Origin of the sequence: Rhodanobacter sp. Root627 (assembly GCF_001427835.1) — a bacterium.
Taxonomy (GTDB): domain Bacteria; phylum Pseudomonadota; class Gammaproteobacteria; order Xanthomonadales; family Rhodanobacteraceae; genus Rhodanobacter; species Rhodanobacter ginsenosidimutans.
Genome location: NZ_LMGW01000001.1, coordinates 353,121 through 376,100 on the forward strand (window position 1 = coordinate 353,121; position 22,980 = coordinate 376,100).

Here is a 22,980-nt window from a genome sequence, read left to right on the forward strand (position 1 = left end):
ATCGATCCGATGGGGCGCGTCGCAATTACCTGCCCGCCGCATGCTGGATGGCCGGTGCCGCCTGCTTCCGGCAGCGCGCGGGGCTGTCGTCGGCGGCGCCGAGGGCGGCGATGCCGGCGACGAAATCGCGGTAATTCCTGGCGGCGTCGAAGCCCGCCTCGATCACCTGCCGCGCGTTGGCGCGCAAATGCGCGTGCCCATCGGCGAAGGCGACCCGCGCCATCGCGTCGGCGATTTCCTCCGCGTCCGGTTGCGGGCCAAGCAACACACCGCAGCGCCCGGACACCAGGCTGGAGATGCCGCCCACGTCAGGCGCAACCACCGGCACGCCCGCACTCATCGCCTCCATGATGGACACCGGAACGCCCTCGGACTCGCTGGTGTTGACCAGCATGTCCACCGCTGTATCGCGATAAAGCGCCGCGACGGCGGGGTGGGGCAATTCGCCGGTGAACGTGAACTCGAGGTTGTCCAGGCCGCCCAGCTCCCGTGCTGCCAGCGCCCGGGTTTCTTCCAGCAGCGGGCCGCCGCCGACATGCGTCCACGTCATGCGGGTATCGCGGTGCCGGCCGGCGAGCAGGCGCAGCGCGCCGATCATCCGATCCAGCCGCTTCACGCGCATGCAGGACGCCACCGACACCACGTGCAGGCAACCGGCCGCGCTCGGACGGTTGAGTGCGTTGGCCAGCGGTACACCCAGCGGACTGATGCGGATGTTTTCCGCTGGCGCGCCGTAGGTTCGTTGCAGGTACGTTTTCGCTTCGCGGGACAGCGCGAAGACCGCGTCGAAGGCGGCGATGAATTGTCGCTTGAGCGGCATGTAGCCGTGATCACGGCGTGCTTCGTACAGGTCGTAACCGTGCGCGCGGGAGACGACCTTGCGCACGGCGCCGGCTTCCCTGGCGAGCACGGCGGCGCAGGCCTGGGTGTCGTTCCAGTAGCAGTAGGCCACGTCGATGCGGCCGTGGGCTTTGGCGTACCGTTGCAGTTGTGCGGCTTGTTCGAGCGCCTTGGACGTGTGCAGCAGGGCGCGGCCGATGGTGCGCGGCTGGAGCTTGCGCGACCGCCGCAGATAACCCAGCTCGCGCCAGAAGATGGCCGAACGCAGCGCCGCCAGCGCATGCCACAGACGCCCGATCCCGACGGTGCCTGCCATGCCTGTATCAACCGCAATGCGTGCCGGCACGGGCCGCGGGGTGCCTGTCGCCAGTGCAGGCAACAGGGTCACGCTGATGTCGTCGCGCGCGGCCCAGTAGCCGATCTCGTCCTCGATGAACTGCTCGCCGGGGAGGTAGGGATAGGCGTTGGTCAGGATGGCGATTCTCACGACGTCGCGGCCATGCCCGAGGTGATGATGTCAGTCACGCGCTGCTGGTAGGTGGCGTGGTCCACCTTCAGCGGAATGCTGATCTTGAAACAGCCAACCGCGGCGAGGCTGCCCGAGAGCACCCGGCGCCAGTTCGCGGTGACCTCTTCCATCGTCAGCATGGCGGTGCGCGCGGTGGCCAGCGCGTTGTATTTCTCCCAGTACAGGTGGTCGTGGAAGACGCTGTATTCGGCGCTGACCACGGCGATCGTCATGTCCACGACGTTGGCCTGGCTCAGCTGCGACAGGCGGATGTCCGGCACGTCCTCGCGCACCACGTAATACAGGCGCGACAGCGGGGCCGACGTGGAATCCACGCGCGGGTACAGGCGGTCGGGCGACATTTTGCGTCGCACGCTGGCGGGGTTCAGGCGGTTCTTGATGGCGAAGTGGGCGCGGTCGATCCAGCCGCGTCCGGCCAGCAGCTCGTGCTTCATCTGGTTGCCGGCGCAGTTGTAGCCGTAGATCTTCGGCCAGGCCATGTTGCCGTGGACGCGGCCGGTGTCGGACATGACCACGATGTCGTCGCTGACGAAGCTGGCGCCGGGATGATTGCGCAGCGCCAGCATCGCCGACGACTTGCCGGCACCGCCGGTGCCGGCAAGCAGGCAGGCGCTGTCGCCGATCGTCACTGCCGAGGCGTGGATCGGCACCATGTCGCCAAAGAAATACACCGACGGCACCAGCACCAGCTCGTGCAGGATCTGCTCGAACGCCTCGGTTTCGCGCGCGTATTCCATCGACAGCAGTTTGTGGACCACGCGCCGCATCCCGCGGCGACGCCGGATGGCAACCTCGACATTGAGGCAGCCGTCGGCGGAGCGTTCCCAGCAGACGTCGACACCGGGAAACACGGTGCGCATGCCGTGCTCGAAGGCTTCATGCACGCGCGGGTTGATCGCCGTGGGACGGCGCGCCTTCACGGCGTCGACGATGCGGATGTTCACCTCGGGCGCGCGGCCGGGCGCGTCCGCATACAGGCTCAGGCTTTCCGCCAGCGGCGCCTCCAGGCTCGTGTCGCAGGAAAAGGCATAACACTTTCCGAAAATGATTTTCTTCATGCAGGACAAACCCGGCGCGACGGCAGATGGGAGAGGACCGACGCCAGCGCCGCCACGATGGACTGCTGCTGATCGGCGCCCAGGTAGGGCGACATCGGCAGGCTGATGACCTGCTCCGCGAGGGTGTCGCCCACCGGCAACTGCCGTTTGCGATCGGCCACGGCCGGCTGCCGGTTGAGCGGCAGCGGGTAGTGCACGGCGGTGGGGATGCCGGCCTGCTTCAGCCGCGCCTGCACCTCGTCGCGCTCGGGTACCCGCACGGTGTACTGCGCCCAGGCGCTGCGGTTGTGCGTTTCGACGAAGGGGGCGATCGCCAGCTCGGCGTCGGCGAACAGCCGGGCATAGGTCTGCGCCACCTGCTGGCGCAACGCGATCTCGTCGTCGAGGATGTCCAGCTTGGGCAGCAGGATCGCCGCCTGCAGCGTATCCAGGCGGCTGTTCACCCCCACGCGTACGTGGTGGTAGCGCCGATCCTGGCCGTGCCGTGCGATCTGCCGCACGAGGCGGGCCAGCTCCGCATCGTCGGTCAGCACGGCGCCGCCGTCGCCGTAGCAGCCCAGCGGCTTGGTCGGGAAGAAACTGGTACAGGCCAGGGTGCCGAGGCTGCCGCTGCGGCGGTTCTTGTAGCTGGCGCCGAAACTCTGCGCGGCATCCTCGATGACCGCGATGCCGTGTTTCGCGGCGATCGCGTTGATGGCGTCGAAATCGGCGCACTGGCCGTACAGCGAGACCGGAATGATGGCCCGCGTGCGTGGCGTGATGGCCGCTTCCAACAGCTCGGGATCAAGGTTGAAGGTGCGCGGGTCGACGTCCACGTACACCGGTTTGGCGCCGAGCAGCGCCACGGTTTCGGCAGTGGCGATATAGGTGAAACCCGGCGTGATCACCTCGTCGCCGCGACCGATGCCCAGCGCCATCTGCGCGATCTGCAACGCATCGGTGCCGTTGGCCACGGCGATGCAATGCGCCACGCCGGCGTAGTCGGCCAGCTTTTCCTCCAGCTCGCCCACTTCCGGGCCGAGAATGTACTGGCCGTGCGCCAGCACGCGGGCGATGCCCGCGTCGAGGCGATCCCTGATGCGCGCCTGCTGCGTCCTGAGGTCGATGAAGTCGATCATGCTGCCGCCTCCTGCCGCTGCAAGGTGCGCCCATCAAGCACGTAACGCGTGCCGGTGTGCGCGCAGACATCCTCGGCGTGGCCTTCCAGTGGAAGGTTCAGTTGCTCGCCGAATTCACTCATCCAGCCAACCTGCCGCGCCGGCACGCCGACCATCAAGGCGTAGGCGGGCACGTCCCGGTTGATCACGGCGCCGGCGCCGACGAAGGCGAACTCGCCGATCGTCACGCCGCAGACGATGGTGCAGTTCGCACCCAGGGTGGCGCCCTGGTTGACCACGGTGTCGCGGAATTCGTTCTTGCGTTCGATCAGCGAGCGCGGGTTGTACACGTTGGTGAACACCATGCTGGGGCCGCAGAAGACGCCTTCCTTCAGCGTCACGTTGTCGTACACCGACACGTTGTTCTGGATCTTGCAGCGGTCGCCGATGACGACCTTGTTGCCCACGAACACGTTCTGCCCCAGTGAAACACCGCTGCCGATGCGCGCGCCGCCGCAGACATGGGTGAAGTGCCACACGCGGGAGCCGGCGCCGATCTGGGCGCCCTCGTCGACGATCGCGGAGGGGTGCAGGTAATAGTCCATGCGGCTCTCTCTTCAGGCTTGCCGTGCGAGGAAGGGGTGCGCTTCGCCAGCGCGGGGGGCGGGCTTGCCGTTGCGGATGGCCGACACCGTTTCGATGGCGACGCGGTTTTCATCCAGGCCGAAACCGCGTCCGGCGAGGATCTCCTCGTAGCTGCGGTTGTGCAGGTCGGTGAAGCCGCCGGAGAACTCGATCTCCTGGCCATCCACGGTGATCGAGCGGTAAGTGCGCTGGCCCGCTTCGCGCAGTGCGGCCGGCACGTCCTCGATGTCCACCGACAGGAACCAGCGCACGCGGGCGTTCTGGTATTCGAGATAACCGGCAGCCTTCGTCTCGCTGTCCAGGTGCACCACGTTCATCTGCAGCGCGCCGAAGATGTGGTGCAGCATGTCGAAGAAGTGCACCCCGATATTGGTGGCGATGCCGCCGGATTTTTTCGGGTCGCCCTTCCAGCTTTGCAGGTACCAGTGGCCGCGCGAGGTGACGTAGGCGAGATCCACCTCGTGCTTGTGGTCGTGCGGGCCGTGTTGCACCTGCTCGCGCAGGGCCACGATGGCCGGGTGCAGGCGAAGTTGCAGGATGGTGTTGACCCGCTTGCCGGTGTCGCGCTCGATGTCCTGCAGGCCGTCGATGTTCCAGGGGTTGAGCACCAGCGGTTTTTCGCAGATGGCATGGGCGCCGGAACGCAGCGCGAAACGCATGTGCGAGTCGTGCAGGTAGTTGGGCGAGCAGATGGCGACGTAGTCGATCTGGCCGCCGTTGCCGGCACGTCGGCGCAGGTCCACGTGGCGGTCGAAGCGTTCGAATTCGGTGAAGAAATCGGCGTCGGGAAAGTGGCTGTCGATGACACCGACCGAGTCGTTGGGGTCGAATGCAGCCAGCAACTGGTTGCCCGTGGTCTTGATGGCCTGCATGTGGCGGGGGGCGATGTAGCCGGCGGCGCCAATGAGGGCGAAGTTCTTGGAGCTAGGCATGGATGGTCCTGCGTGTTGCGTGATCCCTGTTTTTGTTCTTGCGCGCGTTGCTGCGGCAGGCGTCATCTCGACGGCAGGCCGACGCCGTAATAGGCGTAGGAGTAGTAGCCCCGGCTGCGCTTCTCCACGGCATTGAAGATGGCGCCCTTGAGCGGCACGTTGTTCTGCTCGAAACGCTGCCTTGCCAGCGCGATCTCGCGCGCCTGGTTGATGCCGAAGCGCACCACCAGCAAGGCGGTGCCGGCGTGATGGCCGATGATGGCGGCGTCGGTCACCGCCAGGATCGGTGGAGTGTCGATGATGATCAGGTCGTACAGCGGTTTCAGGTGTTCGAGCAGCGCGGAGAAGCGGGCGTTCATCAGCAGCTCGGAGGGGTTCGGCGGCAGCTTGCCGCGGGCGATGAAATGCAGGTTCTCCATCAGCCCGACCTGACGCGTCGCCGCCGCCAGCTCCGCCTGGCCGGTGATCAGTTCGGAAAGGCCGACCTCGGCCCTGCCGCCGACCAGCTTGTGCAGCGAACCCCGGCGCATGTCGCCGTCGATCAGCAGCACCCGCTGGTTGCTCTGGGCCACGACGGTGGCAAGGTTGGCCGCGACAAAGGTCTTGCCGACGTCCGGGCTGGAGCCGGAGATCATGAGCACGTTGTTCTTCGCTTCCAGCCGCGCGAAATGCAGGCTGGTGCGCAGGCTGCGCAGGGCTTCGGTGGCCAGGTCCGCGGGCGCGTCCATGACCAGCAGGCGCTGCTTGCCCCGCCCATGCAGGCGCATGTTCTGCTGCAGCGTCTGCTCGCGCGGGCTGATCGGAATGGTGGCGTACACGGGCAGGCCGATCTTCTCGATGACGGCCGGGTCCTCGATGCCGCGATTGAGCATCTGCCGGATGAATACGAAGACGAGGGCCACGAAGGCGCCGAGCAGCGTGCCGCCCAGCACGATGATGGTTTTCCGCGGCCATACCGGTCGCGTGATGTCCACCGCCGAGCTGTCGATGATGCGCACGTTGCCCACCGTGCCGGCACGCGCGATATCCAGCTGCTGGGCCTGGTTGAGCAACCCGGTATAGGTGTCGTTGCTGACCTGCACGTCACGCTTCAGCTTCAGCAGCTGTTGCTGGGTATCGGGCAGGTCGCCCACCCGCTTGTCGATGCCGCCCTTTTGCGCCTCAAGCTGGCCGATCTGCTGGACCAGCGCCTTGTACGCCGGATGCTCGGGCGTGTACTGGCGCTGCATGTCCGCCAGCTGCAGGCGCAACTTCTGGATGTTGGACTGTATGTCCACTTCCTGATCCAGCAGCCCCTGGGTCTGCATGCTGATGTCGACCGAGTGCGCCTTGATCTGATACGCGTTGAGCGCGGCGGTGGCCCGTTCCAGGTCGCGGCGCACGTTGGGCAACTGCTCCCGCACGAACTTCAGGCTGTTCGCCGCTTCGGCGGAGTTGCGGTTCACGTCCTGCTGCACGTAGAGCTCGCCGACCTCCTTGAGCACGTTGGCGGCCAGCTGCGGGTCGGGGTTGTCGTAGGTCATCTTGAGGATGCCCGACTCCTTGCCCTCCTCATTGACGTTGATGGCGCTCTGCAGTCCGTTGATCACGGTCAACCGGCGATGACGGAACACGCGGAACTGCGTGCCCGGGTTCGCCACCAGTGTCTGGACCTGCATGGTCACGCCGTGGCCGCTGGAGGTCTGGCCAAGCTTGCCGGAGACCAGGACATTCTCGTCGGCATCCACCAGCTCGTAGGCACCGTTCCTGCCGGCGATCAGGGTGAGCGGCTGATCCAGCAGGCTGTCCGGAACGTCCAGCTGGAAAATCTCCAGCTTCGAGCCGCCCCAGTCGTATTCGACCTTGTTGAACAGGGGCGGGGACACCAGGCCGGGGTTGCTGGCCGCATATTTGCGCGCGAAGTACTTGCCGATGATGGGCATGCGCCGCGGGTGCGCCTCGATGGCCAGCTTGAGCTCGTCCACCGCGGCGCCAAGCACCATGCGCGAGGTGATCAGCGCGGTTTCCGTCGTGGCTTCGGGGCTGGACGCCCCCAGGGTCTGGGTCAGCGCGCTCAGCCCCGGCAGGCTGGGCACTTTCTGCTCCACCTGCACCACCGAGGTGGCCTGGTAGATCGGCGTCGTCAACATCGCGTAGGCGATGCTGAGCAGTACGAATACGCCGGTGATGATGCCAATCAACCATTTGTGGTCGCTGAGGGTGCCGAGCAATTCGCTCAGGTCAATCTCGTCATCGCGCTGCACAGGGTCTTGAATGGCGGCCATAGGGGCAATCAACTCGTGGCATGGGTGGGAATTACAAATAGGGCTCCCAACTGCTGACACCCTGCGTGATTATCTGGTGAACATGTTCGAATGCGGCTCGGTGTTGTCGATATGGGTCGGGGATGTCACTCCCGTTCAACCATTTGTCGAGTAGATAGACCTTTCCATTGATCTCCGGCGAAAATTGAATCATTGCGCCCAAATGGCTCTTTTCCATACCCAGGATCAGGTCGGCCTCGCGCAGCATTGGCGGCGTCAATTGCTGCGCCCGATGCATGCTGCCGTCGATGCCGTCCTCGGCGAGCAACTGCAGGGCATTCGCGTCCATGGGCCTGCCCACGAGTGCGCCAATCCCGGCGCTGCTGAAACTGACGTCGCGCGATTCCATGCGCTGGCGAAACAGGTATTCCGCCGTCGGGCTGCGGCAGATATTGCCCATGCAGACGATCAGTACACGTTTGAACACAATATCGAAGCACTCCCGCAGTCCGGGTCAGGGTCGATCAGGCGCTAGACGTGGCGGAGTCATGCTTCATTCCGTCCCTGTGAAGCATTGCAAGGAAATATATGGCTTGCCAAAGGCCTGCCATTGTCGATGCATGCAAGTTTGGTAATTAGGTGGGTTCGACGCCAACAAGATTGGTGGTGCCAGCTTGATTATCTTGTTGTCTCACGTTGAATAAGAAGTGGATGCATTGTTGCAAGGCCGTCTTGTCATCGCGTGGCTGAAATGTGGTCTTCGATGATTGCATGGTCGAACGGTCTTACAGTGAATGTAAGCCAAATGATCCATTCAATAGTCATGATTAGTGTGAATACAAATGTGAATTCACATGTCGATTACATCGGTTATGTCACGCCTGTACGGCTCGGCTTGGCGGGAACGTTGCGTGAGGACGTTCAGACGGCTGAACGCGCGTCGCGCAGCGGTGAATGCGCGGTGTCAGGCGGCGTGATCGCGCCGGCCTGCGGGCACGTGAACAGGGCTGATGGCGGGCGGCTCGAGGCCATCACGCGCCCAAACAAAAACGCTCCACGCCACGAGGGCATGAAGCGTTGTTTGTCGACATGAGTGGTGGAGCGGATGGGGATCGAACCCACGACCTTCGCATTGCGAACGCGACGCTCTCCCAGCTGAGCTACCGCCCCACGTAAGCGGCGAATATTAGCAGCGCATTCCGGATTCGCCAAGCATCATGATCATGCGGGCAGCAAGGCCGGCAGCTGGTCGTGCAGCACCTCGCGCCGCCAGCCTTCCAGGAATTCCGGCCATTCGGTGGTGACCACGTATTCTTCCAGCACCTTGCGCGGGCACAGCAGGCCCGATGGCAGATCGAGGGCGGTGGCGCGGTCGTCGACCTCCTGCTTCATCGCCGCCAGCGCCTTTTTCGCGTTGCCCTGGGGGTGGGCGGGGATGCGGGCGGTGGCGGCGATCTCGTCTGCCTCGACCGGCTGGCTCATCAGCTCGAACAGTTCGCTGCGCTGGGCCGAGCGCAAGGCGCGTTGGCCGCGGCTGCGCTGTTCAAGATCGGACAGCGTGGTGGCCGGCTGCGCTGCCAGGCTCAGGGCCAGCGTGTCATCCATCAGCCAGGGGCGGGGGCGATCGAGGTTGCGCGCACTGCGGTCGCGCCACAGCAGCAGCCGTCGGAGCAGCGCCTGTTTCTCCCGCGGCCATTCGGCGGCGGCGCGCAGGGCGCGTTGGGGTTGCGGGTCACCGTCGCGATGGCTGGCGCGACGCTTCAGCCGCTCGCAGTCCTCGGCATGCCAGGCGCTGCGGTCGCGCTGTTGCAGGCGTTCGCTCAACTGTTCGTGGATGGTCTTCAGGTAGACCACGTCGAGCGCGGCATAGGCGCGTTGCGAATCGGTCAACGGGCGCTGCAGCCAGTCGGAGCGGGTTTCGCCCTTGTCCAGGTCCACGCCCGCCAGTTCGGCAACCAGCGCGCGGTAGCTGATACCCAGGCCCATGCCGACAAAGGCGGCGGCGATCTGGGTGTCGAACAATTGCCGCGGGCCGTCGGGCAGCAGGGGCGCCAGCGTTTCCAGATCCTCGCTGGCGCTGTGCATCACGGTGACGGCCGTGCCGTCGCCCAGTCGCGGCTGAAGTGCATCGCCGATCTCGAATGCCAGCGGGTCCACCAGGGCATGCCGACCGTTCCATCCCAGTTGCAGCAGCGCCAGTTGCGGATGGAAGGTATTGCGACGCATGAATTCGGTATCGACGCCCACTGACGCCGCGACGGGCAGTGCGTCCAGCCACGCCTGCAGTGCATCGCGGTTATCGATCCATTCGGCGTCAGCGGTGACGGGCAAGAGCATGCAAGATCCTTGATGTGCTGCGGGCAGGATGTGCGACGGGCAGATTGCCCTGCCAGCAGTTTGTGCCTAAGGTGAGCAGCGCACCATAACAGGCCGCCCCGAGGACGCCCAACCCATGCCAAGCAATACCGTCTTGCGCCGCCAGCGCGCCATGGGTGGCGCGCTGGGTGTACTGGTGCTGGCGTTCGCGCTGACTTATCACTTTTTTCCGCGGCTGTTTCACGTCACTCCCGAACAGACGACTCCGCGCGGCATGTCGCTGGGCGGCCCCAACGCGGGGCAGCAGCAACGCGAGCAGGTACCGGCGATCGCCGAGGTCAATGCCGGCCCGCCGATGACGCTGGCGCCGGCCAGTGTCATCGCCGCGCGCATGAAACATGGCAACGCCCATCTTCCCGAGCAGTTGAGTGAGGACCCACCGGCGGTGCGCGCACTGTTGGCGCGGGCCACCAAGGCGTTGCGCGCCGGCGAGCTGGTGGGCGCCAAGGAAAGCGCCGCCGCGTTGTTCACCCAGGCGTTGAAGGAAAAGCCGGACAGTCGCCGCGCCGCGCAAGGCCTGTTCGATGTGCGTGCGCGGCTGGTGGCGCAGATCGGGCAGGATATTGCCGTGGGCGACGCCGAAGGCGCGGTGGAATTGCTCGATGCGCTGCGCACGCTGCCGCATGCCAGCGATGACGTGGCGCAACTGGAAACCCAGCTGAAGACGCTGCTCACCATGCGCCCGATGCTGGCCAAGGCGGCCAGCCAGTTGCAGCAGGGCAAGGCCGATCAGCCGGCGGGTGACAGCGCGCTGGATACCTATCGCGAAGTGCAGAAGCTCGATCCGCAGAACGCGGTGGCGGAGCAGGGTATTTTCCAGGTGCAGCGCGTGGTGCTGGATCGTGCGCTGGCGGCGGTGGCGCAGAACAAGTTCGACGAAGCCGACAAGGAACTGGCGCGGGCGGCCGAGATCCACCCCGGCTCGCAGCAGTGGCAGGACGTGAGCAAGCGGGTCGACGACATTCGCGGTCAGCGCGCCAACGGGATACTGGCCCAGGGGCGCTCGGCGCTGGATGGCGGCAATCTTGCGCTGGCCGAAAAGCTGGCGCGGCAGGCGCGTGACGTCGATCCCCACCTGTCGTCGCTGGACGAGTTCGACGAACAACTGGTCAACGCGCGCCTGTACGCAAGCTACCGCCCGGGCCAGGTGTTCAACGACCACTACATCGACTTGCCAGGCAAGACGCCGACGATGGTGGTCATCCCCACCGGCAGCTTCCAGATGGGTTCCCCGGCCAGCGAGCCCGGTCACAACGATGCGGAAACGCCGCAGCATGCCGTCACCATCGCGACGGGTTTTGCGATGGCCCGCAGTGCGATCACGGTGGCGCAGTTCCGCGAATTCGTGCGTGCGAGTGGCTATCGCCCCGACTCCGAGAAACTCGGCGGCGCCAGTGTCTACGACGAGCGCAGCGGCACCATGCGCGACGATGCCGATGCGAGCTGGGAGGACGACTACGCCGGCCACAAGGCGGCGGATGACCTGCCAGTGGTCAATGTTTCCTGGAACGACGCCAGCGCCTACGCGGCTTGGCTGGGCGAGCGCACGGGCAAGATCTATCGCCTGGCGAGCGAGGCCGAGTTCGAATACGCGCTGCGCGGCGGCACCACGACGCGTTACTGGTGGGGCGACGGCACGCCGCGGAAGACGGTGGAGAACCTAACCGGGTCGGGCGACCACTCGCCCAGCGGCCGGCGCTGGAGCCATGCGTTCCGCGGTTATCGCGACGGCTATTGGGGGCCGGCGCCGGTGATGAAATTCGCACCCAACCCGTTCGGCTTGTACGACATCAACGGCAACGTGTCGGAGTGGGTCGCCGATTGCTGGCACGACAACTACAACCGCGCACCGGTGAATGGCGGCGCCTGGATCAACCCCGGTTGCACGGCGCGTGTGGTGCGCGGCGGTTCGTGGGGCAGTTCGCCGGATCAGGAGCGCTCGGCGTATCGGCAGGGCGTGGACGCCACCGTGCGCAGCGGCAGGGTGGGGTTCCGGGTGGTGCGCGAGCTGTGACGTCGCCGCTACCCATGGCCTGCCGCATCTGCAAAAATGACAACCCCTGTCGTACATGCACGCTGGTGGAATCCACCCGCTTGCAGTTTTTTACGGAGGTGCCATGACTCCCGAGATGATCATTGCGTCGCGACCGCACCCCGTCCGCTGCGGACGTTTCGACGCGACGCTCTCGATATGTGGCTCGTCCACCGTTGCAACCGGGCACGACGCATGACGGCGCCTTCGCGAACCCTGCCACCGCAAACCACCCCGCCGCGGCGCATCCTGCTGGCGGAAGACGAGATGCTGGTGGCGATGCTGCTCGAAGACATCCTCATCGACCAGGGCCACGCGCTGATCGGTCCGCTGGCGCACCTGGACCAGGCGTTGCAGGCGGCGCAGCACGAAGCGTTCGACCTGGCCATCCTGGACGTCAACCTCAACGGTCAGGAGATCTACCCTGTGGCGGAGGTGCTGATGGAGCGCGGCATCCCGTTTGCGTTTTCCACCGGCTACGGCGTACAAGGCTTGGCGGAGCGCTGGCAGAAACATCCCACGTTGCAGAAGCCCTATCACCGCGACGAGCTGTACCGCATGGTCGACGAGCTGGCGCTGGCCGGCACGCTGAAGGGCGCCGCTTCGGAAGCCTCCAGGAGCTGAGTCCGCCCGCGAAACACCTGACACGAAAAAGCCCGCGCGAAGCGGGCTTTTTCGTGTCAGCGCATCCAGCGAAGAACGCTGGATGCCATCATTGGTACCGGTGATAGGACTCGAACCTACACGACATCGCTGCCAGCGGATTTTGAGTCCGCCGCGTCTACCATTCCGCCACACCGGCATGTGAGCGACGCATTATGCCGGGTTAGTTGGGCGCGGTCGAGCCCCGTCAGCGGGTCAATCCGCGCGCAATCGGTCGAGGAAGCCGCCGATGGCGCGGCTGTAGTTTTCGATGTCGACCAGGAACGCGTCGTGCCCCTGTGGGGAGTCCAGCGCCACGAAATCCACCGTGGCGCCAGCCGCTTCCAGGCCCTTGGCGATTTGCTCCTGCTGCTCCAGCGGGAACAGGATGTCGGTGCTGACGCCGATCACCATCGCCCGCTCGATGCGGATGCGTTGCAGCCCTTCGTGCACGCTGCCGTTGCCGTATTCGGCGATGTCGAACCAGTCGCTGGCGCGCGACAGGTAGAGGTAGCAATTGGGATCGAAGTGGCGCACGAAGCGTCGAGCGTGCCCTTCAAGATAGGACTCGACCTGGAACTCGCGGCCGAACGGATCGTCGTCGCGCTGTTCCGGGTCGAGCCGGATGCGGGCGAAGCGGCCGTTCCATTCCATCGCCGAGCGGTAGGTAATTACGCCCAGCTTGCGGGCGATGCTCATGCCGATGTCGGGGTAGCGGTCGCCGTCCTGGGCGTGGATGTCGTAGCGGCCCTCGTCCCAGCGCGGGTCCAGCCGGATCGCCTCGCGCTGCAGCGAGCGGATGGCGATGGCGAACGGCTGCGCCTGCGGTGCGGTGTCCACGCTGATGTGCGCGCGCGCGCCGCCGGGGTGCAACAGCATATAGGCCAGCGCGCTCATGCCGCCCATCGAGCAGCCGATCAGGCAGGCGAGCTGGTCGATCCCCAGGCTGCTGACGGTGGCGTGCGCGGCTTCGGCAACGTCTTCCAGTGCCAGGTCGGGGAAGTTCAGCCGGTACGGTTCGCCGCTGGCCGGGTCGATCGAGGCCGGGCTGGTCGAGCCCTTGTCGCTGCCCAGCGAGTTCACGCAGATGACGAACCAGTGCGTGGTGTCGATCGCCTTGCCCGGCCCGATCATGCCTTCCCACCAGCCGGGGGCGGGGTCGTTGGCGGACGAGGCGGCGTGGGCGCTGGGCGACAGGCCGGTGAGAATCAGCAACCCGTTGTCACGCGCCGCGTTCAGCTCGCCCCAGGTTTCGTAGGCAACGCTGGCGCCGTGCAGTTCGCCGCCACGCTTCATGCGAAACGGTGAGGGCAGGGCGAAGTAGCGGCGCGCGTCGCGCGCGGTGGCGGGGCCTTTCATGGATGCACCCTGTCGATGACGAGGGTGACCGGCGTGCGGCGGTTCACGTCGACGATGCCGGCGCTGCCTTCCAGATCACCTGCGCTGGCGATGGGCTGGCCGTCGTGGCTGATGCGCGCGCCCACTTCCACCTTGGTCGCCGACGACAGCCGCGCGGCAGGCGTCATCGCCATGGCGTCGGTCAGGGTGACTTCGAGTGGCAGTTTGCCGGCGTCGCGCTTGACCGCGGCCAGCGGCATCGGCGGACCGCCCGCGGCGCGGGCGTAGACGAACACGACGTCGCCGGGTTTCAGCTTCTTTTCCAGCGCCGGTGCCAGTGACACCTGCACCCGCAACGCGGGTTGCTCTGCGGTTGCCGCGGCGCCGACCGAAGACGCGCCGGCCGGCGATTTCCCGGCGCGGGATTCCGCTACCCCGATCTGCATGGCCACCGCTTCGGCCACCTTGGAGCCTGGCTCCAGCTGCGGCTGCAGCACCCGCCAGGTGGCGGCGGCGTTGCTGTAGTCACCCTGCTGGAACTGGCCGATACCGAGCAGCCACAGGCCGCGCTGGCTGTCTGGCTGCAGCGATACGGCATGCTTCAGCAGCTCCAGCGCGCGGCCGGTGATCTGGTGGTCGCTGCGCGCCATCGAATCAGCTTCGGCCCAGCCGACCATGGCCTCGGCATTGTTGGGCGCGAGCTTGAGCACGTGGTCGTAGGCGTCGCGCGCGTCCGCGGGGCTGTGCAGCATGCTGTTGGTCTGCGCCAGCACCATCCAGCCCCGCACGTCATCGGGCTGCTCGGTCAGGTGCGTGCGCAATTGCACCAGCGCCTGCTCCATGCTGACCGGCGCCTGGGCCTGGATGGTATTGAGCGCCACCGGCGTTCCCACCATCAGATAGAGGCTGGCAGTGCCCAGTGGCAGCACCAGCGCGATGACCAGGGCCAGCGCGAAAACCGCGCGTGGCCGGGTGGACGTGCGGCCGTGTCGCATCAATGGCAGCAGCAATACAGCCAGCGCCACGGCGATCATCGCCGCGGCGGCGATGTAGAAAGCGATTTTCACCAATCATCCCCGTTGTCGATCGAGGGGCGTGGCCCCGACGATCCATTGGCCGGCATGCGGCCGCGTTTGCGTATGGCCACCAGCACCACGCCGGCGCCACCGAGCAGGATCAGCAGCGGACCAAACCACAACAGCCAAGTGCCGCGTGTCAGCGGCGGGTCGTACAGCACAAACTTGGAATACCGAGCCACCAGGTACTGCTTGATCTCGTCGTCGGTCTTGCCCTGCTGCATCATCTTGAAGATCTGGTTGCGCAGGTCCCGCGCGATCGGTGCGTTGGAGTCGGCCAGCGTCTCGTTCTGGCACATCGGGCAGCGCAGCTCATGGGTGAGGTGCTGGAAGCGCAACTCCTGCGCGTGGTTGGCGAACGGCATCGGCTCGATCGCCTGGGCGTGCGCAATTCCGGCGAGCAGCAAGAAAGCCACCAGCAACGGCCGTAGGAGCGCACCCTGTGCGCGAAACACGTCGCCGTATCGCAGGGCTTTTCGCGCACAGGGTGCGCTCCTACGGAACAGACGCATCACGGGGTCTCCTTGCGCAGCGCCGCGATGGCCGGCTTCAATTCCTTCGCCACCACCTCCGGCGTAAGCGGCCCGATGTGCTTGTAGCGGATCACGCCGCGCGCATCGATCAGGAAACTCTCCGGTGCGCCGTAGACGCCGAAATCGATCGCGGTCTGGCCGGGTTCGTCGGCGATCACCACGGCGTACGGGCTGCCATGTTCCGCCAACCAGCGCTTGGCATCGGCCGGCGCATCCTTGTAGTTGTAGCCCACCAGTTGCACGCCCAGCGTCGGGCCCTCGGCCTGCAGCACCGGGTGCTCCACGCCGCATTCGATGCACCAGCTGGCGAACACGTTGAGCAGGTAGGGCTTGCCCAGCAGGTCGGCCTTGCTCACCGTCTGCGTCGGCTCGTACAGCTTGGGCAGGTTGAACGCGGGTGCGGGCTTGTCCAGCAGCGGCGTGGGGATGGCGTTCGGATCGTGCTGGGTGTTCCACCAGATGCCGAAGCCGAACAGCGCGGCCAGCAGCATGAAGCCGATGAAGGGCAGCAGCCGACTCATGCGCGGGTTTCCTGCAGGCGCGTTTCGATGGCCGGCTCCGCACGGGTGACAGTGCGCTTGAGGCGGAAGCGCTTGTCGGCGGCGCAGACAAAGCCGCCCAGCATCATCAGCAGGCCGCCGGCCCAGATCCAGCGCACGAACGGCTTGTAGTACAGCCGCAGCGACCATGCACCGGCGATGTTGCCCGCGTCCATCGGCTCACCCAGCGCCACGTACAAGTCGCGGGTGATGCCGGCATCCACCGCCGATTCGGTCTGCACCTGGCCGCGCGGATAGGTGCGCTTCTGCGGGTGCATCACGGCGATGTCCTTGCCGTCGCGGGTGACCGTGACCACGCCCTGGTCGGCGCGCCAGTTCGGCCCGGTGGTGCGGTGGGCGCCGTCGAAACGGAAATCGTAGCTGCCGATGTGCTGGGTCTGCCCCGGCGCCATGCGCACGTCGCTGGTGACGCTGAGCGATTCGGACAGCAACACGCCGACCACGAATACCGCCACGCCGAAATGCGCCAGCAGCATGCCGGCCATCTCGGCCGGATAGCGGCGGCCACGCGGTACTTCGCGCCAGCGCTTGTACGCGTACAACAGCACGCCCACGCCGATCCACACCGCCGCGGCCACGCCCACGATCGCCTTCATGTGACCGTCCACGAAGAACGCCGCCACGATGGCGCAGGCCAGCGCGGCGATGGTCACGCGCAGCAGCATGCTTTTCAGCATGCCGGCATCGCCCTTGCCCCAGCGCAGGAACGGGCCGAACGGCAACAGCAGCACCACCGGCAGCATCAACAGCGGGAACAGGAAACCGAAGTAGGGCGGGCCCACCGAGATGCGGCCCATGTGCAGCGCGTCGCCGATCAGCGGGAACAATGTGCCCAGCAGCACCATCGCGGCCGCCACCGCAAACATCAGGTTGCCGATCAGCATCGCCGTTTCGCGCGACAGCAGGTTGAACGGCTTGCCCGCGGCGACCTTGGGCGCGCGCAGCGCGTAGAGCAGCAGCGAGCCGCCGACGATGATGGTCAGGAAGGCCAGGATGAACACGCCGCGGCGCGGGTCGGAGGCGAAGGCGTGCACCGAGGTCAGCACGCCCGAGCGCACCAGGAACGTGCCCAGCAGGCTCAGCGAGAACGCGAAGATCGACAGCAGGATCGTCCACGCCCGCAGGCTGCCGCGCTTTTCGGTGATCGCCTGCGCGTGGATCAGCGCCAGCCCGACCAGCCAGGGCATGAAGCTGGCGTTTTCCACCGGGTCCCAGAACCACCAGCCGCCCCAACCCAGCTCGGCATATGCCCACCAGCTGCCGGCGACGATGCCGCAGGTGAGAAACGCCCACGCCACATTGGTCCACGGGCGCGCCCAGCGCACCCATGCCTGTTCCAGTTCACCACCCAGCAAGGCCGCGATCGAGAACGCGAACGCCACCGAGAAGCCCACGTAACCCATGTACAGCATCGGCGGGTGGAAGGTCATGCCCGGGTCCTGCAGCACCGGGTTCAGGTCCGCGCCATCGCCGGGCATCGGCAACAGCCGTCCAAACGGATTCGAGGTGAAGATGATGAAGGCGAGGAAACCCACCGCGACCAGGCCCATCACGGCCAGCACGCGTGAAGCGAAAACCTCGGGCAATTTCTGGCTGAATGCCGCCAGCGCCACGGTCCACACATTGAGGATCATGATCCACAACAGCAGCGAACCCTCGTGCGCGCCCCACACCGCCGCGATGCGGTAATACCACGGCAGTTCCAGGTTCGAGTTGTCGGCCACGTACTGCACCGAGAAATCGAAGCGCAGGAACGCCCACACCAGGATGCCGAACGCGATCGCCACGAACACTGCCTGTCCCGCCGCCGCCGGCCGCGCCACCGCCATCAGTGCGCGATTGCCACGCCACGCGCCGATCAACGGCAAGACGCCCTGCGCCAGCGCCAGCAGCAAGGCGAGGATAAGCGCGAGTTGGCCGAGTTCGGGGGTCATGGGTTTGTGCCGGGAATGGGGAATGGGGAATAGGGAATGGTCAAGAGCAAGGCGCTCCGCCGCTTCGGCGTACTTCGGTGCAGGAAGTGGCAACAAGAGTTGGCATACATGGCTTTTCCTATTCCCTATTCTCTATTCCCGATTCCCGGCTTTCTCGATTCCCGGCTTCTCGGCATGTGCCTTCGCCATCGCGTCCTTCAGCTCCTTGGGCATGTAGGTTTCGTCATGCTTGGCCAGCACTTCGGTGGCGATGAAGCGGGCGTTGGACATGTGGCCGGTGGCGATGACCGACTGGTTGTCGCGGAACAGGTCGGGGAGGATGCCGGTGTATTCGACCGGCATGGCGCCGCCGGCGTCGACCACGGTGAACGTCACCTTCAGCGAATCGCTGCTGCGCTGGATGGAGCCGGCCTTGACCATGCCGCCCAGGCGGAATGTCGTGTAGCTCGCCGCCTGGCCCGACTGCACCTGACTGGGCGTCAGCAGGTAGTTCATGTTGTTCTGCAGCGCGTACACGCCCAGGCCGGCAGCCACGGCGGCGGCCACGGCAACCAGTACAACGATGGTGAGTCGGCGCTTGCGGGTGGGATTCATGATGCTCACTGACCGTCGATGGCGGCTGGTGGTGTGGGAGAGGAACCGTTGCCGGCCTGTGGCTGGCGGGCGCTTTGACGGGCAAACCGGGCGCGAAGTTCACGCAGCAGACGCTGCCGGCGCAGACGCGGCGCGATCGTGTCGGCAATCAGCACGATGAAGAACACCGCGTAGGCGGGCCACACATAGGCGGCATAGCCACCCATCGCCAGAAAGCTTTGCACGGCATTCATCGCGCGTCCTCGTCCTGGGCAATTTGCCGCACCCAGTCCTTGCCGCCTTCCAGTGAAAGCAGGTCGGTGCGCGCACGCCGGAACAGGCTGGCGGCGTAGTAGAACTTGGTGGCCAGGGTCATCGTCAGCAGCGGCCACAGCATGTCCCAGGACATGGTGGATTTGCCGAACACGTTGACCGTGCTGCCCTGGTGCAAGGTGTTCCACCAGTTCACCGAGAAATGCACGATCGGCACGTTGATGATGCCGATGATGGCCAGGAAGGCCGCGGCGCGCGCGCCTTGGCGGCGATCCTCGAAGGCGCGATAAAGCCCGATCACGCCGAGAAACAGGAACAGCAGCACCAGCTCGGAGGTGAGCCGCGCATCCCAGGTCCACCAGGTGCCCCACATCGGCTTGCCCCACAGCGAGCCGGTGACCAAGGTGATGAAGGTGAACGCCGCGCCGATCGGCGCCGACTCCATCGCCACCACTTCGGCCAGCTTGATCCGCCACACCAGCGCGATGAACGAGGCCACGCCCATCACCGCGTAGATGAACATGCTCATCCACGCGCTGGGCACATGGATGAAAATGATGCGGTAGGCATCGCCTTGCTGGTAGTCGGCGGGCGCAAGCACCAGGCCGCCATAGAGCGCGATCGCGCCCAGCAACAGGGCCAGCGTCATCGCCCACGGCTGCAGCGTTCCGGCGAAGCGATAGAAGGTTGGCGGCGAGCTGAGCCGGTGCAACCAGAGGGGGATCCAGTTAGCCATAGGGATCACGAATCCAGGGCAATACGAAGGGCCGCGGCGCAAGCCAGCGGCGCCAGCACCACAGCCAATACCAGTGCGGCGGCAAGCCAGCTGATCGGTGCCAGCCAGGGCAGACCCTGCTGGGCGGCAGCTACCGCGCCCGCGGCGAAAATCACGGCCGGCACGCACAAAGGCAGCAACATCAAGGCGAGCAGCATACCAGAGCGCCGGGTGCCGACCGTCAGCGCAACCAGCACCGCGCCCAGCAGGCTGAGCAGTGGCGTGGCCAGCAGCAAGGCCAGCAACAACACCGGGATGACCGGCGCGGGCAGGTGCAGCAGCGCCGCCATCAGCGGCGAAATCACGATCAGCGGCAGGGCGATGGTGAGCCAGTGGGCCAGGATCTTCATGCCCAGCATCAGCGCCAGCGGTTGTGGTGCCAGCACCAGTTGTTCCAGCGAGCCATCCTCGATGTCGCTGGCGAACATCGCATCCAGCGCCAGCAACATCGCCAGCAACACGGTGACCAGCACCACGCCGCCCGCGATCCGCTGCAGCAAGGTGTCCTCCGGCCCCAGCGCGAACGGAAACAGCATGGTGACGATCAGCGCGTACAGCACCGGCATCGCGATATCGCCGCGGCGACGCCAGGCCAGCGTCAGGTCGCGGCGCAGCATCGCGGCGCAGGCGGTGGTGAGGCTTGGCCGGCTCATGATTCTGCTCCCTCCCCTGCTTGCAGGGGAGGGTTGGGGAGGGGTACAGCTTTTCCGCGAAGCGCGACCCCCTCCCAACCTGCACTCGGGCCATCCATGGCCCTCGCCCTTCGGGTGGCTGACGCCGTGCAAATCGGCAGTCCTACCGATTTGTCCCCTGCGAGCAGCGCGAGGAGCCTGCGTCCGATGTGCCGTGCATTAGCCATGCATGCGGATCCGTCGCGGCTCACCGCCGTGGAAACTCACCGTGCCATGGCTGGTCACCATGGCGGCGCCACCGGCCGCGGTGTGCCGCTCCAGCATGTCGTTCACCAGCGCGATGCCGGCACGGTCGAGGTTGGCGTAGGGTTCGTCCAGCAGCCACAGCGTCGCCGGCAGCATCGCCAGCCGGGCCAGCGCCGCGCGCTTCTTCTGCCCGGCCGACAGGCGGCGCACGGGTTCGTCCTCGTAACCTCGCAGGCCGATCTCGGCGAGCAGGGAGGCGATGTCCGTGCCATCGCGGGTGCCATGCAGGCCGGTGGCGACGCGCAGGTTCTCGCGCGGGCTGAGGTCGGCCTTGAGGCCGAGCTGGTGGCCGAGGAACAGGATGTCGCCGGCGCAGAGGTCGCGTTGCAACGCTTCACCGCGCCACAGCAACTCGCCGGCACCCAGGTGGAGCAGGCCGGCGAGCATGCGCAGCAAGGTGGTCTTGCCACTGCCGTTGTCGCCCTCGACCAGGGCCAGCTCGCCCGTGTGCAGCTGGAAATCCAGCGGCGCGAACACCGGTTCGTCCTGGCGATGGAAACTCACGGCCCGCGCTTCAAGCAGGGGCGCAACGGTACGGGCGGCAGTCATCTCCGTGATTGTCCGCAATGGTGTGGCCGCTTGTCCATGCGGCGCAGTGCCGCTGAGAGGTTGTGCTTCTCAACCTCTCAGCTCGGCCATGGAATGGCCGGACGCGGATCGGTCACGTAAGTGACTGATCCGCGTGAGCGGGTCCGGGCATGTACCGGGCCTGCGATAGAAGAAAACCACAGGAAGTGGTTTTCTTCACAAGCTCTGAGTCAGTCCAGCGCGCGCAACGTGGCTGCGCCTTCGGCCGCGCCGTGCACGTAGGCGAGTTGCCCGTGCGTGCGGGCCAGCTGGTCCAACGTTGCCACATCGGGGCCGATCGCGAACAGACTCGGCTCGCTCCAACCGCTGTTGCCCACGCCGATGGCCGGCAACACGATGCAGCCGGGCAGCGCCTGCAGTTCGCTCAGCAAGTCGCGCTGGGCGGCGAGATTCTCGGCGGGCGGACGTCGGCGCGCCTGCGGGTTCCAGGCGGTGATGAAGGCCCACGAGCGCCCCTTCACTACATCAACCAGTGCGCTCGGCAAGGGCAGGTCGACGCGTATCGTGGCCCAGCTGACGGTGTCGATGCAGACGTTGTAGGCAGTGGAGCGGAAGGCTTCGAGCAGGGCCTCATCCATGACGCAACTCCGGCAGTGGCGCCAGGGTGGAACGGAGACGTTGTGCGGCGGCATCGAGGTCGATCGCCGCCACGCTGCTGTTCTCGCGCAGCAACTGTTCCAGCAGTGCGTCCTGGGCTTGACCGCGTTCGAGTGCGTAACGGTAGGGAAGATGGGTAAAGGTCACCATGCGATAACGTGCCATGTAATGGGTGGGAATGCGTGCGGCCAGCAAGGCGCCGAGCTCACGCTTGGCAAGATAATGCGGATCGGCCACCGAGTCGCGCATTTCGATGTAGTTTTCCAGCGCCATGCGGGCGATGGCGTCGGCGTTGGGTTGGCGCTGGCGCTGGAATTCGGCGAATACTTCGGCGTGGTCGTCGCGCGCTTCGGCCAGCAGGTTGGCCAGCACCACGGTGTCTTCGAAGCCGCAATTCATGCCCTGGCCATGGAACGGCACGATCGCATGCGCCGCATCGCCGATCAGCAGGGCGCGGCCATCGAGGTGCCAGCGTTGCAGATAAAGCGTGGACAGCGTGCCGATGGGGTTGTGTTCGAAATCCTCGGCGAAACGCGGCATCAGCGGCAGCAGGCCGGGGAACTGTTCCGTGAAGAATGTGGCCGCTGCCGCGGCATCGGGCAGGGTGGCGAAGCTTGGCGCGGCACCTTGGCTCGGCAGGAACAAGGTGACCGTGAAACTGCGTTCGGTGTTCGGCAACGCGATGCACATGTAGCTGCCGTGCGGCCAGATGTGCAGTGCGTTCGGCTCCAGCGCGAAGCCGTCGCGGCCGTCACCGGCTTGCAGCACGGCCGCGGGCAAGTCGCTTGCGGGAGGGATTTCCAGCTCCTTGTAACCGTGATCCAGCGGCTCGACCCGCTCGCCCAATGGCGTGTGTGCGTTCATCGCGGCGCGCAAGGCTGAGCCGGCGCCATCAGCGCCGATCAGCAGGCCGGCCGACAGTTCGCGCTCGACGCCGTTGGCGTCCGCCAGCCGGATGCGCTGCCGGTCGAAGTCCACGGTGGTCAGCGCCTGGTCGAAGTGGAACTTCGCGCCAGCGGCTTCCGCCGCATCCAGCAGCAAGGTGTTCAATGCGCCGCGCGAGACCGACCAGATCACTTCGCTGTCGTCGATGCCATAGCGCTGCAGGCCGTGCTGGCCATCGCGGTCGTGCACCATGCGCCCGCGCATCATCACCGCGCGTTGTAATACGTCGTCGGCGAGTCCGGTGCTGCGCAAGGCGTGCAGGCCGCGTTCGGCCAATGCCAGGTTGATCGAGCGACCACCGAGGAATCCCGCCTGGCGCGGATCGGGTCGCTTCTCGAACACATCGACCGCAAACCCGCGCTGCGCCAGTTGCTGCGCCAGCAGCGCGCCAACCAGGCCGCCGCCGATGAGGGTGATGGGGTGTTGCGACATGCGGCGATCCGTGGAGGGAATCCG

At 66.0% G+C, this 22,980-nt stretch carries 22 protein-coding genes and 2 tRNA genes; 2 read left to right on the forward strand and 22 right to left on the reverse strand.

The window, feature by feature from the left end; genetic code table 11:
* Nucleotides 1-25: 25 nt before the first annotated feature.
* The 9 genes from ASD68_RS01655 to ASD68_RS01695 all read right to left on the reverse strand — a co-directional run bounded on the left by ASD68_RS01655 (nt 26) and on the right by ASD68_RS01695 (nt 9,681).
* Nucleotides 26-1,327 (reverse strand): glycosyltransferase, encoded by a 1,302-nt coding sequence (locus tag ASD68_RS01655; RefSeq protein ID WP_056602778.1) that lies wholly within the window; start codon nt 1,325-1,327, stop codon nt 26-28.
* Entirely contained in the window at nt 1,324-2,427 is a 1,104-nt protein-coding gene (locus ASD68_RS01660) for a hypothetical protein (protein ID WP_056602780.1), read from the reverse strand. Before ASD68_RS01660 ends, ASD68_RS01655 begins: the two co-directional genes overlap by 4 nt.
* Nucleotides 2,424-3,545, reverse strand: coding sequence for a DegT/DnrJ/EryC1/StrS family aminotransferase (locus ASD68_RS01665; protein ID WP_056602782.1), 1,122 nt, complete (start codon nt 3,543-3,545; stop codon nt 2,424-2,426). The genes ASD68_RS01660 and ASD68_RS01665 overlap by 4 nt, the downstream gene beginning before the upstream one ends.
* Complete coding sequence (gene wbpD, locus ASD68_RS01670; protein WP_056078004.1) at nt 3,542-4,129, reverse strand: UDP-2-acetamido-3-amino-2,3-dideoxy-D-glucuronate N-acetyltransferase; 588 nt, start codon at nt 4,127-4,129, stop codon at nt 3,542-3,544. Before wbpD ends, ASD68_RS01665 begins: the two co-directional genes overlap by 4 nt.
* 12 nt (nt 4,130-4,141) lie before the next feature.
* The gene (locus ASD68_RS01675; RefSeq protein WP_056602784.1) at nt 4,142-5,101 is read right to left on the reverse strand and encodes a Gfo/Idh/MocA family oxidoreductase; all 960 of its coding nucleotides are present in this window, start codon (nt 5,099-5,101) and stop codon (nt 4,142-4,144) included.
* A 62-nt stretch (nt 5,102-5,163) separates the two neighbouring features.
* Nucleotides 5,164-7,365, reverse strand: coding sequence for a polysaccharide biosynthesis tyrosine autokinase (locus ASD68_RS01680; protein WP_056602790.1), 2,202 nt, complete (start codon nt 7,363-7,365; stop codon nt 5,164-5,166).
* Between the two features lie 31 nt (nt 7,366-7,396).
* Complete coding sequence (locus ASD68_RS01685) at nt 7,397-7,831, reverse strand: low molecular weight protein-tyrosine-phosphatase (RefSeq protein ID WP_056602791.1); 435 nt, start codon at nt 7,829-7,831, stop codon at nt 7,397-7,399.
* A 607-nt stretch (nt 7,832-8,438) separates the two neighbouring features.
* Nucleotides 8,439-8,514 (reverse strand) — tRNA-Ala (locus tag ASD68_RS01690).
* Nucleotides 8,515-8,565: 51 nt separating this feature from the next.
* Nucleotides 8,566-9,681, reverse strand: coding sequence for an HRDC domain-containing protein (locus tag ASD68_RS01695; protein WP_056602793.1), 1,116 nt, complete (start codon nt 9,679-9,681; stop codon nt 8,566-8,568).
* A 115-nt stretch (nt 9,682-9,796) separates the two neighbouring features.
* On the opposite strand from ASD68_RS01695, the gene ASD68_RS01700 reads away from it, so the two are divergent.
* Nucleotides 9,797-11,734, forward strand: coding sequence for an SUMF1/EgtB/PvdO family nonheme iron enzyme (locus ASD68_RS01700; RefSeq protein ID WP_056602795.1), 1,938 nt, complete (start codon nt 9,797-9,799; stop codon nt 11,732-11,734).
* A 213-nt stretch (nt 11,735-11,947) separates the two neighbouring features.
* Entirely contained in the window at nt 11,948-12,376 is a 429-nt protein-coding gene (locus ASD68_RS01705; RefSeq protein WP_056602799.1) for a response regulator, read from the forward strand.
* Between the two features lie 92 nt (nt 12,377-12,468).
* Here the strand turns inward: ASD68_RS01705 and ASD68_RS01710 are convergent.
* From ASD68_RS01710 to ASD68_RS01770, 13 genes are all read right to left on the reverse strand, one after another.
* Nucleotides 12,469-12,554, reverse strand: a tRNA-Leu gene (locus ASD68_RS01710).
* Nucleotides 12,555-12,610: 56 nt separating this feature from the next.
* Nucleotides 12,611-13,753 carry a homoserine O-acetyltransferase gene (locus ASD68_RS01715; protein ID WP_056602801.1) on the reverse strand — a complete coding sequence of 381 codons (1,143 nt, stop codon included), beginning with the start codon at nt 13,751-13,753 and terminating at the stop codon, nt 12,611-12,613.
* A complete protein-coding gene (locus tag ASD68_RS01720; RefSeq protein WP_056605012.1) occupies nt 13,750-14,799 on the reverse strand; it encodes a hypothetical protein in 1,050 nt (349 codons plus the stop codon). Before ASD68_RS01720 ends, ASD68_RS01715 begins: the two co-directional genes overlap by 4 nt.
* Nucleotides 14,796-15,173 (reverse strand): cytochrome c-type biogenesis protein, encoded by a 378-nt coding sequence (locus ASD68_RS01725; RefSeq protein ID WP_056605015.1) that lies wholly within the window; start codon nt 15,171-15,173, stop codon nt 14,796-14,798. Before ASD68_RS01725 ends, ASD68_RS01720 begins: the two co-directional genes overlap by 4 nt.
* Nucleotides 15,174-15,319: 146 nt before the next feature.
* Nucleotides 15,320-15,862, reverse strand: coding sequence for a DsbE family thiol:disulfide interchange protein (locus ASD68_RS01730; protein WP_056078032.1), 543 nt, complete (start codon nt 15,860-15,862; stop codon nt 15,320-15,322).
* Nucleotides 15,859-17,835 carry a heme lyase CcmF/NrfE family subunit gene (locus ASD68_RS01735; RefSeq protein WP_056078034.1) on the reverse strand — a complete coding sequence of 659 codons (1,977 nt, stop codon included), beginning with the start codon at nt 17,833-17,835 and terminating at the stop codon, nt 15,859-15,861. The genes ASD68_RS01730 and ASD68_RS01735 overlap by 4 nt, the downstream gene beginning before the upstream one ends.
* 132 nt (nt 17,836-17,967) lie before the next feature.
* Nucleotides 17,968-18,429, reverse strand: coding sequence for a cytochrome c maturation protein CcmE (gene ccmE, locus ASD68_RS01740; protein ID WP_056078037.1), 462 nt, complete (start codon nt 18,427-18,429; stop codon nt 17,968-17,970).
* 5 nt (nt 18,430-18,434) lie between these two features.
* The gene (gene ccmD, locus ASD68_RS01745; protein ID WP_200945341.1) at nt 18,435-18,653 is read right to left on the reverse strand and encodes a heme exporter protein CcmD; all 219 of its coding nucleotides are present in this window, start codon (nt 18,651-18,653) and stop codon (nt 18,435-18,437) included.
* Between the two features lie 5 nt (nt 18,654-18,658).
* A complete protein-coding gene (locus tag ASD68_RS01750) occupies nt 18,659-19,417 on the reverse strand; it encodes a heme ABC transporter permease (protein ID WP_056602805.1) in 759 nt (252 codons plus the stop codon).
* Between the two features lie 5 nt (nt 19,418-19,422).
* The gene (gene ccmB / locus ASD68_RS01755) at nt 19,423-20,109 is read right to left on the reverse strand and encodes a heme exporter protein CcmB (RefSeq protein ID WP_056602807.1); all 687 of its coding nucleotides are present in this window, start codon (nt 20,107-20,109) and stop codon (nt 19,423-19,425) included.
* 198 nt (nt 20,110-20,307) lie between these two features.
* Nucleotides 20,308-20,943 (reverse strand): cytochrome c biogenesis heme-transporting ATPase CcmA, encoded by a 636-nt coding sequence (ccmA, locus tag ASD68_RS01760; RefSeq protein ID WP_056602809.1) that lies wholly within the window; start codon nt 20,941-20,943, stop codon nt 20,308-20,310.
* A gap of 209 nt (nt 20,944-21,152) precedes the next feature.
* Nucleotides 21,153-21,560, reverse strand: a complete 408-nt coding sequence (locus ASD68_RS01765; RefSeq protein ID WP_056602811.1) for a DUF3293 domain-containing protein — start codon at nt 21,558-21,560, stop codon at nt 21,153-21,155.
* Nucleotides 21,553-22,956: an NAD(P)/FAD-dependent oxidoreductase gene (locus ASD68_RS01770; protein ID WP_056602814.1), complete on the reverse strand. Its 1,404-nt coding sequence runs from the start codon at nt 22,954-22,956 to the stop codon at nt 21,553-21,555. The genes ASD68_RS01765 and ASD68_RS01770 overlap by 8 nt, the downstream gene beginning before the upstream one ends.
* Nucleotides 22,957-22,980 lie beyond the last annotated feature (24 nt).